Origin of the sequence: Bacillus sp. PPSBB_2 (assembly GCF_045291115.1) — a bacterium.
Classification (GTDB): domain Bacteria; phylum Bacillota; class Bacilli; order Bacillales; family Bacillaceae_G; genus Bacillus_A; species Bacillus_A cereus.
The window spans coordinates 2,291,472-2,303,867 of sequence record NZ_CP147983.1; the positions used below are offsets into that span (position 1 = coordinate 2,291,472).

Genomic DNA, 12,396 nt, shown 5'->3' on the forward strand with positions numbered 1-12,396 from the left:
TGGTGTAGACTGTTTTAATTTGTGAGTATAAGGGCTTCTAATTTAGGATCTTTAGTTGAATAACCTACTATTGAAATTGTATAAATAACATTTGGTTCAACATTGAATTTCGGTATAGTCAATAAAACGTTTTTATTATCTGCGAGTGAAATTTCAATATCTGCTGTACCAGGGCTAACTTGCAAAAAATCTGTTATTTGTTTAAAGAGTACATTTTCAAATAAATGATCCCCATCTTTTAAATCTACGTTTACAACAGGGGTATCTGGAGAGAAATGTGCAAACCGTATTTTGGCTTGACCAGCTGGTAAATGTGTATTATCAAGTATAGGCTGTAATTGTAGGTGATTATCACTATTTATTGCAGCGAGAGTATAAGTATGATTTCCCATTATTGGTACCAACGCTGAAAAGATTGGAGTTTCATTTCCGACAGGAACAATATCTATACGGTATTTACCTTGCACTAATGATAAATAAGGGCTGAATTGCTTAAATGAAATATTTTTAATAACCGTTTGTCCGTTTACTAAAATGTCAACCGCTGGTATATTTGGATCGGCATGAAAAATTCTTATATGTGACGGTAAAGCAGCTTCTTGTGAGTCTCTTGTTTCATAAGCCTGTACAAGTTTTGATAGTGCATCGTAATATTTCATATATAATTCTATATATTTTTTAGGATTACGAAACTGATAGTAACGTGCGAGTTGTTCGTATTGTGTAACTTCTTGTCCATATTTTTCGATTTCAGATTGAGACATGAACATTCCTCCTTTGTCATCATTAAAACTATATGCGAAGCAAGAAAGCGGTTATGCAAAAAAAATGATTTTATAAAGGGAAAATTAAAAATTGACAACAAATATGTTTTCATAAAGAGGTGCTGGTGCTTACGAGAATTTCGCAGAGTAAAGCAGTACATATGACTGTACGAAAGTAAAATAAATGCCAAGTTGAAAGTGCATTTCAATTAACATATTGAATACATGTCCAAAAATCGCTAGAAAACTAGGGATTTTTTTAATTATAGGCAAATACACATACAAAGTGATAATTGTCCTACATAAATTATAAAGGAAAGATACTTTGAATCTGAGGAAAGGAGTGCCACTTCGGGATAGGGATATCCCGATAGTAATTGTGAATGAAGTTATGAAAAGGTTTTGTGTTATAGGCTGTAGGATGAATTTGTAAACTTCATTTTTCTATTTATTTTAGCAATTGACAGTATTAACCCATAAGAGAGCGTCATGACGAACTGATTAGTGTGGTTAATCGGTTCTTTTTTTATAGTTTAAAACTGAAAAGTTTACATAATGAATAGGAATCTGAATTGATTAGTAAGGTGGGTGTCGAAATTTGTTTTAAAATATGCAATTTAAAGTAGGATAATAGGAAGGAGTTTAACGGGAGTTCCGTCGAAGTGTACAGAATGTCGGCATTTAAGGACAGCTGGCATTATGCTATAAAAACATTTGGTGATGTACTCATTTCATATAAAAGGGAGGGGTATTTGGGCGTATAGAAAAGGGTTGGTCTTCGTTTTTAGTTCTGAATTTTCTGTTTTATAAAAATTTTTAAGCACTCATTTGTATATTTTATAATAGTTTTTTGATAAATTCACTGCTTTTGCAGAGGATTCTTTTTTATGAAAGAAACGTCAATTTTCTTCATATATATATACAAATTGGAGAAATGGGGGAGCGCTATGCGCGATTACTTAATTAAACCACTTGTTGGTCAGCCGTATCCAATGATTTCACATGGAAAAGGTGTTTATTTGTATGATCAAAATGGCAATAAATATTTTGATGGTTCGTCAGGAGCAATTACGGCAGGTATTGGGCATGGCGTAAAGGAGATTGCAGACGTTATTAAAAAGCAAGCTGAGGAGATTGCTTTCGTTTATAGATCACAGTTTACGAGTGAACCAGCTGAAAAATTAGCGAAGAAGTTAAGTGATTTAAGTGTAGGAGATTTGAACTGGAGTTTTTTTGTAAATAGTGGTACGGAAGCGAATGAAACAGCTATGAAAATTGCAATTCAGCATTTTCAAGAGCGAGGTATTCAAGGGAAACATAAAATTTTATCAAGATGGATGAGTTATCACGGTATTACGATGGGTGCTTTATCGATGTCTGGGCATCCACTACGTAGACAACGCTTCGTATCTATTTTGGAAGATTATCCGACTATACCAGCTCCATATTGTTTCAGATGTCCTGTTCAAAAGGTATATCCAACTTGTCAGCTGGCATGTGCGACTGAACTAGAAAGATCAATTGAAAGAATTGGTGCAGAGCATATTGCTGCTTTTATTGCTGAGCCGATTATCGGAGCAGCTGGAGGCGCGGTTGTTCCGCCGAAAGACTATTATAAAGTCATTAAAGAGATTTGCGACCATTACGATATTTTATTTATTGCGGATGAAGTAATGACTGGGCTCGGTCGTACTGGAGCATGGTTTGCGATGGAGCATTGGGGCGTAGAGCCGGATATTATGACACTTGGTAAAGGGTTAGGAGCGGGATATACACCGATGGCAGCGACAGTTGTAAGTGATCGTGTTATGGAACCAATATTACGTGGATCACGTTCAGTAATGAGCGGTCATACGTTAAGTGCAAATCCATTGTCTGCAGCAACGGCTTTAGCTGTTATTGAATATATGGAGAAACATAATCTTCCTGAAAAAACAGCAGAAAAGGGAGAGTATTTAATAAAAGGCTTACAGAAAGTTCAGCAACAATCGACAATCATTGCTGATGTGCGCGGAAAAGGGTTGCTAATCGGAGTAGAATTGCAACCGTTTACAAAAGCGTCAGAGCTTATTTCAGTTGCAGCTAAAAATGGTCTGCTTTTATACCAAGCAGTTTCAGGGCAAGCAGGAAAAGAAGATAGTGCACTGCTTGTAGCACCGCCAATGACAACTACATATTCCGAGTTAGATGAATTACTTTCAATTTTCTCTAAAAGTGTGGAAGAGATGATGCAAAAAGGAGGGCATAGTATCGCATGACAACTATTACAAATACATTCGGTAAATTAAAAGAAATTGAGGAAGTAATTTCTTTGTTCCATGATGATATGACATTGATGTTTGGGGGATTTGGAGGGATTGGATCCCCTCCATCTTTAATACAGGAAATTTTAGAAAAAGGCGTTACAAATTTAAATTTAATTGGAAATGACACTGGATTTCCTGATGTAGGTATCGGTCGTCTTGTTACAAATGAAAGAGTTAAATCAATAATTACTTCTCACATTGGCTCCAATCCAAATGCAGGAAGGCAACTAAACGAGGGAAGATTACAAATTGAGTTTTCTCCGCAGGGAACATTAGCAGAGCGTATTCGCGCTGGTGGCGTTGGTCTTGGTGGTGTTTTAGTTGATGTTGGTGTTGATACGATTGTGGAAGAGGGAAAACGAACAGTTGAAATGAATGGTAAGACCTACTTAGTTGAAACAGCATTAACTGCTGAAGTTTCAATTGTATATGCGAAAAAGGCAGATCCGTTTGGTAATCTTGTATTTGACAAAAGTGCACGAAATATGAATCCCCATGTAGCTATGGCTGGGGATATAACAATTGTAGAAGCAGAAGAAATAGTCCCGCTTGGAAGTTTAGATCCAGAGGAAATTGTCGTTCCAGGTGTTTTCGTAAATTATATTGTACCGTCGGAAGGAGTGAACTGGAAATGGGTATGGGCGTAGAAGTGAGGGATAAGATTGCTAGGCGTGCGGCGAAAGAAATACAAAATGGTATGATTGTAAATTTAGGTATTGGCATACCATCGCTTGTACCAAATCATTTGCCTGACGACATAAATGTTATGTTTCATGCGGAAAATGGAATCGTCGGCATGGGACCAACGCCAAGTAAAGGGAATGAAGATGAAAATTTGTGTAATGCAGCAGGTTTACCAACTTCTCTTATAACAGGAGCGAGTTATTTCGATAGCTGCACAGCGTTTGGGATGATTCGAAAAGGTTTGCTAGACATAACGATTCTTGGTTCATTACAAGTAAGTGAAAATGGTGATTTAGCAAACTGGATTGTACCTGGAAAACGTGTTCCAGGTATTGGTGGAGCAATGGATTTAGCACAAAAAGCGAAGCGGGTCGTTGTTGTAATGAATCATGTTGATAAGTACGGAAATGCAAAAATTGTTTCAGAGTGTACATTGCCATTAACTTCAAAGAAATGTGTAGATTTAATTATTACTGATATGGCAGTCATGGAGGTAACTCCGAGTGGACTTATATTACAAGAATTAATGAGCCCATACACAGTAGAAGATATAAAACGACATACAGAAGCTGATTTTCAAATTAGTTCTAACTTACTAGTAATTGAATGAAGGGAGATGTAATATATGGAGCAATTAAAAAAGCAAGTTTGTGATTATATTGAGAGCCATGAAGAGGAAAGTGTGAAATTTTTAAAACGATTAATTCAAGAAAAGAGCGTATCTGGTGATGAAAGCGGTGCGCAGGCAATTGTGATTGAAAAATTACGTGAATTAGGTTTAGAGCTCGATATATGGGAGCCTTCTTTTTCTAAAATGAAAGATCATCCTTATTTTGTATCACCCCGTACAAGTTTTTCAGATAGCCCAAATATTGTAGCAACTTTAAAAGGAAGTGGCGACGGGAAATCTATGATATTGAATGGGCATATTGATGTAGTTCCAGAAGGGGATGTGAATCAGTGGGAACATCATCCTTATAGCGGTGAGAAAATCGGAAATCGTATATATGGCCGTGGAACGACGGATATGAAGGGCGGAAATGTCGCACTTATGCTTGCGATGGAAGCGATTATTGAATCTAACATTGAATTAAAAGGAGACATCTATTTTCAAAGTGTAATAGAAGAGGAAAGTGGCGGAGCAGGGACATTGGCAACTATATTACGAGGATATAAGGCAGATGGTGTCATTATTCCGGAGCCTACTAATATGAAGTTTTTCCCGAAACAACAAGGTTCTATGTGGTTTCGTCTACGTGTAAAAGGGAAAGCTGCACACGGTGGAACGCGCTATGAAGGGGTTAGTGCAATTGAAAAAAGTATGTTTGTTATAGAACATGTAAGAAAGCTAGAGGAGAAAAGAAATAGTCGAATTACAGATCCGTTATTTAAAGAAATTCCGATTCCAATTCCAATTAACATTGGGAAAATGGAAGGAGGGAGTTGGCCAAGTTCTGTTCCCGATGAATTAATTTTAGAAGGAAGATGCGGTGTTGCGCCGAATGAGACTATAGAGGCGGCAAAAGAAGAGTTTGAGAATTGGATTGCTGAATTAAATGATGTGGACAATTGGTTTGTTGAAAATCCAGTAGAAGTAGAATGGTTTGGAGCGAGATGGGTTCCTGGTGAACTAGAAGAGAATCATGAACTCATTACGACACTTCATCACAACTTTGTTGAAATCGAAGGGAACGAACCAATTATTGAAGCATCTCCGTGGGGGACTGATGGAGGTTTATTTACACAAATTGCAAACGTACCAACAATAGTATTTGGTCCAGGAGAGACGAAAGTAGCACACTATCCAAACGAATATATAGAAGTTGATAAAATGATAGCTGCCGCAAAAATTATTGCATGTACATTACTAGATTGGTGTGAGGTGAAAAAATGAAATACTATGAATCTTTTAGAGAACAGACGAATTGTTATACAGTAGAAGGTGTTTTAGATTATTTTAATAAGCGTATTCGGGTAGATCACTATACAGGAAATGTTGAAAGTATTATACAGACAATTGACGAACTAGCAGAGAAACATTCTTTCACTAAATGTATTATTAAAGGAAAGGGAGAGCATGTTTCAACATGGCTCTCTTTCGGTTTTTTGTTGGAAGCAACGATACCTCATTATTTTCAAGGACACGATGCATACTTTTTTGTGAAATATAATAATGATGAAAGACGAAATAGTATGCATTGGATTGAGGAAGATACTATATTAAGCGGTGTAAAAGGAAAAGAAATAAAAGAAAAAGTAGTTCCAGAGAAATTTTTGCTGAGAAAAGCGACTGAAGAAGATGCAGAAGAATTAGCAACTGTATTCGGAAAAGTATTTGAAGTGTATCCGACACCTTTAAATGAAGCGAGTTATGTATTACAGACGATGAAAGAAGACGATACAATTTACTACGTGTATGAATTTGAGGGGAAAATTATTAGTACAGCATCTGCAGAAATGAACATAAAGGAAGGGAATGCAGAATTAACGAATTGTGCTACTTTACCTGAATACCGTAAACATGGATTTATGAAAAGTTTACTAATTAAATTAGAGGAAGAACTTCAAGAAAGATCTATTTTCTGCTCCTATACAATTGCTCGATCGCTTTCTTTCGGAATGAATGCTGCCTTTCATCAATTAGGCTATACGTATACAGGAAGACTGGCGAATAATTGCTACATTTTCGATAAGTTGGAAGATATGAATATATGGGTGAAAGATCTATCTAGCTATTCGAAAGCAGTAAAACTTCCACCTCAAAATTTGGCTGTAAAGCAAAACAGTTAGGTGGAGCTGGGTGTTTGAAAAAGCCGTACTAATTAGAGTTTCGAGTTATCTAATGAAAATATAAAATTGATTAAAATTATAGAACGGAATCGTCATGCTTACAATCGCACATAGGTGTGCCGAAAATTCGGCATGTAATTGCTGGATTTTCGGCAAGAGGGGGGATGACATTGCTAGCAGTTTCGACACAAGAAGTCATTGAAGCGATTTTGGGCAGTATTGATGAGGCTATACACGCTGTAGATGAAAATGGAATTACAATATTTTATAATTCTGTAGCTGCAAAACACGATGGATCGAAGATTGAAAAAGTGTTAGGGAAACATCTGTTAGAAGCGTTCCCGTCTTTATCAAGGGAAACGAGTACATTGATGAAAGTACTAGATACAAAAAAACCTATCGTACATCAGGTACAACATTATCAAAATTTAAATGGTGAAGATGTTTGTACAGTAAATACGACGTTACCTATTTTTATAGATGGGAATATTGCTGGGGCTGTTGAAATTGCAAAGGATTACTCTACAATTCAAAAGCTTACTGACACAATTGTTGACTTACAGTCGAAAATAAAGCGATCATCTAGAAAAAAAGTGATTAAAAAGCACGCTGCATTTGAGACGATAGTGACAAATGATACGCGGTTTAAACAGACGAAAGAGTTAGCACAAAAAGTAGCACCAACAGACGCGAATGTTTTAATATATGGTGAAACAGGAACAGGAAAAGAACTGTTCGTACAAGCAATTCATGAAGCTTCTAAAAGAAAAAACAAGCCATTTATTGCACAAAATTGTGCAGCTTTACCAGAGTCGCTATTAGAAAGTTTATTGTTTGGAACGACAAAAGGAAGCTATACGGGAGCGATTGAAAGAGCTGGGCTATTTGAACTTGTTGATGGTGGTACATTATTTTTAGATGAACTGAATTCAATGCCTCTTGATTTGCAGGCAAAAATGTTACGAGTGTTAGAAGATGGAGTCATTAGAAGAATTGGTGATAATAAGACGAGAAAAGTAGATGTTCGTGTTATTACCGCGATGAACCAGCCTCCAGAAATATGTTTACGAGAGAATAAAATTCGCACTGATTTATATTATCGCTTAAACGTATTTTCATTATATATCCCACCGCTTCGTGAAAGAACTGAGGATGTACTATTATTAGCATCTTATTTTTTGAAAGAATATAATAAAAGTTATAAAAAAGGTGTACTTCAAATTGATGAGGAAGCGAAAGATAGACTGCAAGCTTATCAGTGGCCTGGAAATGTACGGGAGTTAAAACATACGATTGAACATGCTGTTATTATTGCAGAAGGGAATACATTAACAGCCAATTGTTTACCACGTACATTTCGGAAAGAGAAGTTTTCGAAGAAGAAGGGTATAATGCCACTTAGAGAAGCACTTCATCAAACAGAAAAAGAATTAATAGATCAAGCGTTGATTGAAACGGAAGGGAATATATTACAAGCCGCAAAAATGTTGGGTATCCCTCGTCAAACGCTTCAATATAAACTGAGCAAGTACGACAAAACCGCCGAATAATCGGCGGTTTTTGTGTGTTTGCACCAATAAAAGAGCGTTTACATATATAAAAAGTAATGAATATGATGTTAAGTATTGATTTCATACAACGCTTAAAAATATTTTTTCGCTTATGTAATAGGGTTCTCCGCACATTTACTTATCAACAATGTAAAGTTGGCATAACTATTGCTTATATAAAGGATGAGCGTATAAAAAGGGGGAATAGCAATGTTACATGATGTATACAAACCAAATCGTCACTGGAAGGATATCGAATTATGGAAAGATGTTACTGAAGAGCAATGGAATGATTGGGTTTGGCAATTAACGAATACGATCAAAACGTTAGATGACTTAAGAAAAGTGATTAACTTAACACCTGAAGAAGAAGAGGGCGTTAAAATTTCAACGAAAACGATCCCGTTAAACATTACACCGTACTATGCTTGGCTAATGAATCCTGATGATCCACGCTGTCCGATTCGGATGCAATCAGTACCGATTTCGGAAGAGTTATATAAAACAAAATATGATTTAGAAGACCCACTTCACGAAGACGAAGATTCACCAGTTCCAGGGCTAACACATCGTTATCCGGACCGTGTACTATTCTTAGTAACAAATCAATGTTCTATGTATTGTCGTTACTGTACACGTCGTCGTTTTAGTGGACAAATTGGAATGGGTGTACCGAAGAAACAATTAGATGATGCAATTGCTTATATTCGTGAAACGCCACAAGTACGAGATGTATTAATCTCCGGTGGTGACGGACTTCTAATTAACGATAAAATTTTAGAATATGTATTAAAAAATTTACGAGAGATTCCGCATGTTGAGATTATTCGTATCGGAACGAGAGCACCAGTAGTATTCCCACAACGTATTACAGAAAACTTATGTAACATTATTAAAAAATACCATCCAGTATGGTTAAATACACATTTCAATACATCTATTGAAATTACTGAAGAATCGAAAAAGGCATGTGAAATGTTAGCGAATGCTGGTGTTCCAGTCGGAAACCAAGCAGTAATTTTAGCTGGTATTAACGACAGCGTTCCAATTATGAAAAAACTTATGCATGACTTAGTAAAAATCCGTGTACGTCCATACTACATTTATCAATGTGACTTATCTGAAGGTATCGGTCACTTCCGTGCACCAGTATCTAAAGGTCTTGAAATTATTGAAGGTTTACGTGGACACACATCTGGTTATGCTGTTCCGACATTCGTTGTTGATGCGCCAGGTGGAGGCGGTAAAATTGCACTTCAGCCAAACTATTTAATCTCACAAAGTGCAGATAAAGTTGTACTTCGTAACTTTGAAGGTGTTATTACGACGTATCCAGAGCCAGAGAGCTATATTCCAGGAAGAGCGGAAGGATACTTTAAAGAGATTTATCCGAACTACGAAGAAAAACGTTCAGATGTTGGTATCGCAGGTCTTATGAGCGATAAGAAATTTAACCTCGTTCCAGACGACTTACAGCGTATGAACCGTCGTAAAGACTACGAAGATAATGATACTCATGCATCTTTAAAAGATAAACGTGATAAGCGCGATCAATTAAAAGATAAAAAATATCAAGCACAAATGGCTAAGTTAGAAGAAAACGACAAAAAAACTGAGGGTGATGCAGTATGAATTGTATGTGGTGTGACAGTACAGAAGCGAAAGAAAGCTTGAATACTGTATATTGGGAATTACCAGATGGTACGAAAGCCATTGAAATCCAAGAGACACCATGTATTTCTTGTTCCTCGTGCGGGATGGACTATCAATCAGACCATACAGTAAAAGAAATTGAAGATCAATTATTCTTAATTTACACGAAAGATTTACCAAAACAACTAACATATGAAGAATTAATGGGAAGACCGCGTCTATTAAAAAGAAATTATTTCGACTTTTAACCAGCTTTTATGCTGGTTTTTTTCTTTTTTGCCTTGTATAATGTACCCAAGTTAGAAAGGTAGGGAATATTTTTGAAAAAGACATTTTACCATTATATGATGAAGCATCGTGCAGCTTTATTTAGAAATGAAATTTCAGATTTAGCAGAGGCGATGTATGATGATTTAAGTTTTCCGAAGCAATCTGAAGACTATGATGAAATTAGTTCATACTTAGAGTTGAGCGGAATGCTAGAAAGTATGTCTATATTTGATGAAGCCTGGGATTTATACATACAAGATAGATAAAAACTATTTGAAAACATACAGAATACATTACTTTATTTAAAGTGAAGTATTCTGTATGTTTTTTATTATGAAATTTGTTGATTTGAAGCTAGTCTAGTTACTAGCTTTTTTTTGAGTGCAATGTAAATTTTATAAGATTATATTTTTTATTGAAAAAATTTATGAATATAAGCTTCTGTGATAAGCGTTTTTATGTAGGTTGCATATACTGATATCAAAATCACGACGTCAAAAAAAGGAGAGATAGAGATGGCAAGAAAAAAACAACCTAAATACAACGTAGGGGACATAGTCGTGATTACGCTATATGGAACCGTTGGGAAAATCACAAATATGAAGGTTTTAGATGGAGTTTATGTATACGAAGTCAATAATCATGATGGATTTTACGTAGAGCAAACATTGCAGCACGTTACAGAGCAAGATATGAAAAAGGGCGATACGGAGTGGATTGAATTAAATTATAATTTCACGTTTGGTGATCTTGTGCAAGTAACTGGATATGATAAAGATGTTTTCCGTATTGTTGGTTTTCGTACAGAAGTATGGAGATATAAGAATGACGCATGGGAAGATACAATTTATGAATTGTCACGGATTACGGATGGTGAATGGTTAGAAGCGGATGAATCAGATTTAACGTTACTCGCCAATGCTCAAACGGCAAATGCAATTTTGAAGAAAATGAAACAAGATAAAGCCGGTATGAATAAATTAGATTTAGGAAAGTTAAAGTCAATTAACAACTCGAAAAAAGTGAGTGTTAAGACGAATCGTCAAGAAATCATTGATGGATTACTTGATATTTATAACGATTATCAATTATTGTTCGATACATTTAAAGATGAAGAATATAAAATTGTAATGGATGTTGTTCATAATTATTTAGTTAAATTGACAGAGAAAAAATAGTTAACTAGAAAGAGAGAATAAATTGAACAACAACATATGCAGTATAAGGTATGCCTACAACTATTAAAAAAATAAAAAGCCACTTTATAAGAGAGTCTGCCCATTGATCTTCATGCATGAACTCTTCTTTTGTTTGTCCTACTTCATATTGATTTTCCATTATTATTTCCCCCTCGTAGAATATAGTTTAGATCAGTATTTCTGCTTTCTAATTACCCTGATTTTAAAAAAAATAGATAACAAGATTCCTTACGGAATTTGTTTCGATATTATTGAATTTCCCAGATACAATGGATGTATGGAAAGGATCCATCGGGAATTTGCTCATTTCCCCTGTAGCTCTGTCTACGATAAAAAGTCTGTTACCCGAGCCATTGCTATCACTACCAACACACTAGCTGTTTCGATAACTGATTGGGCTTTTGGATAGTAGTTCAAAAGGTAGCCCCCAAAAGTTGTCATTGNAAAATCAAGCAATCTGGAAATTATCAGTCTGAAAATACGCCCTTAACCAAACAAGGCAATCGTTATCTTCGCTATTACTTAGTTGAGGCTGCCAATTCAGTAAGAAGATATTTGCCTGAATATCAAGCATTTTATCAAAAGAAATACAAAGAAACACCCAAACATCAACACAAAAGAGCCATCGTCTTAACCGCAAGAAAATTTGTGCGTCTGGTGGATACGCTACTACGTAACCATCAACTCTACACGCCACCAAGGAGCGTGATAGAAAAATAACACTTTGTTATTGACGCAATCTTGGAAACGGCCCGAAAAAATTTCATTTTTGGTCGGGTCTATTTCCGTATGCTGAAAAAATCGCACCTAGAAAAAATCAGTCTTGTTTTACTCTTGACTTATTACCACTAGACTTTGAATAGCTTGTACTACAATCGTATGCATCTCGTCCAAAGCTTATGACCTATAAAAAAATAAAATCTATTTTTCTAATCTCATATACATAATTTTGAGATTTTTTCATAAAACAGAAATAAAGGAGTGATGCTCATGAAGGAAATTGAAGTCGTGATTGATACGGAAGAGATTGCGGAGTTTTTTTATGAGCAACTAATTGAAAGAGGGTACGTCCCAAAACGAGAAGAAATTGAAGATCTCGCAGATATTACATTTGAGTATTTATTAGAGAAATGTATGATTGATGAAGTTTTTGATGAAGAGGATGAATGAAAGTAACGAC

Annotated in this window: 13 protein-coding genes and 1 pseudogene; 12 read left to right on the plus strand and 2 right to left on the minus strand. The window is 35.7% G+C overall.

All coding sequences use genetic code 11. From position 1 onward, the window contains the following. Positions 1–14: 14 nt before the first annotated feature. On the minus strand, positions 15–764 hold the full coding sequence (locus tag V6946_RS11505) for a DUF4397 domain-containing protein (protein WP_000083285.1): 750 nt from the start codon (positions 762–764) through the stop codon (positions 15–17). 947 nt (positions 765–1,711) lie between these two features. Between V6946_RS11505 and V6946_RS11510 the strand changes: the two genes are divergently transcribed. From V6946_RS11510 to V6946_RS11555, 10 genes are all read left to right on the plus strand, one after another. Next, the gene (locus tag V6946_RS11510; RefSeq protein ID WP_001205882.1) at positions 1,712–3,022 is read left to right on the plus strand and encodes an aspartate aminotransferase family protein; all 1,311 of its coding nucleotides are present in this window, start codon (positions 1,712–1,714) and stop codon (positions 3,020–3,022) included. Continuing rightward, positions 3,019–3,717 (plus strand): acetate CoA-transferase subunit alpha, encoded by a 699-nt coding sequence (atoD, locus tag V6946_RS11515; protein WP_006925176.1) that lies wholly within the window; start codon positions 3,019–3,021, stop codon positions 3,715–3,717. Before V6946_RS11510 ends, atoD begins: the two co-directional genes overlap by 4 nt. Next, complete coding sequence (locus V6946_RS11520) at positions 3,702–4,364, plus strand: CoA transferase subunit B (RefSeq protein ID WP_000525277.1); 663 nt, start codon at positions 3,702–3,704, stop codon at positions 4,362–4,364. The genes atoD and V6946_RS11520 overlap by 16 nt, the downstream gene beginning before the upstream one ends. A 15-nt stretch (positions 4,365–4,379) precedes the next feature. Beyond that, on the plus strand, positions 4,380–5,648 hold the full coding sequence (locus tag V6946_RS11525) for a peptidase (RefSeq protein WP_006925185.1): 1,269 nt from the start codon (positions 4,380–4,382) through the stop codon (positions 5,646–5,648). Continuing rightward, on the plus strand, positions 5,645–6,544 hold the full coding sequence (ablB, locus tag V6946_RS11530; protein ID WP_000878594.1) for a putative beta-lysine N-acetyltransferase: 900 nt from the start codon (positions 5,645–5,647) through the stop codon (positions 6,542–6,544). The genes V6946_RS11525 and ablB overlap by 4 nt, the downstream gene beginning before the upstream one ends. Positions 6,545–6,708: 164 nt before the next feature. After that, on the plus strand, positions 6,709–8,094 hold the full coding sequence (rocR, locus tag V6946_RS11535) for an arginine utilization transcriptional regulator RocR (RefSeq protein ID WP_011110073.1): 1,386 nt from the start codon (positions 6,709–6,711) through the stop codon (positions 8,092–8,094). A 210-nt stretch (positions 8,095–8,304) separates the two neighbouring features. Then, positions 8,305–9,726 carry a lysine 2,3-aminomutase gene (ablA, locus tag V6946_RS11540; protein WP_000902142.1) on the plus strand — a complete coding sequence of 474 codons (1,422 nt, stop codon included), beginning with the start codon at positions 8,305–8,307 and terminating at the stop codon, positions 9,724–9,726. Next, positions 9,723–9,995 carry a YokU family protein gene (locus tag V6946_RS11545; RefSeq protein WP_000995763.1) on the plus strand — a complete coding sequence of 91 codons (273 nt, stop codon included), beginning with the start codon at positions 9,723–9,725 and terminating at the stop codon, positions 9,993–9,995. Before ablA ends, V6946_RS11545 begins: the two co-directional genes overlap by 4 nt. Before the next feature lie 72 nt (positions 9,996–10,067). Next, positions 10,068–10,283: a YozE family protein gene (locus tag V6946_RS11550; RefSeq protein WP_000750717.1), complete on the plus strand. Its 216-nt coding sequence runs from the start codon at positions 10,068–10,070 to the stop codon at positions 10,281–10,283. A gap of 249 nt (positions 10,284–10,532) precedes the next feature. Further along, positions 10,533–11,195, plus strand: coding sequence for a hypothetical protein (locus V6946_RS11555; protein WP_000101499.1), 663 nt, complete (start codon positions 10,533–10,535; stop codon positions 11,193–11,195). A 4-nt stretch (positions 11,196–11,199) separates the two neighbouring features. On the opposite strand, the gene V6946_RS11560 is transcribed toward V6946_RS11555, so the two are convergent. Beyond that, positions 11,200–11,355, minus strand: coding sequence for a DUF3930 family protein (locus tag V6946_RS11560; RefSeq protein ID WP_000431486.1), 156 nt, complete (start codon positions 11,353–11,355; stop codon positions 11,200–11,202). A gap of 314 nt (positions 11,356–11,669) precedes the next feature. Here V6946_RS11560 and V6946_RS11565 point away from each other — a divergent pair. After that, a pseudogene (locus V6946_RS11565) lies at positions 11,670–11,936 on the plus strand (transposase); the annotation flags it as partial. A 270-nt stretch (positions 11,937–12,206) separates the two neighbouring features. Further along, entirely contained in the window at positions 12,207–12,386 is a 180-nt protein-coding gene (locus V6946_RS11570; protein WP_000658451.1) for a YozD family protein, read from the plus strand. Positions 12,387–12,396 lie beyond the last annotated feature (10 nt).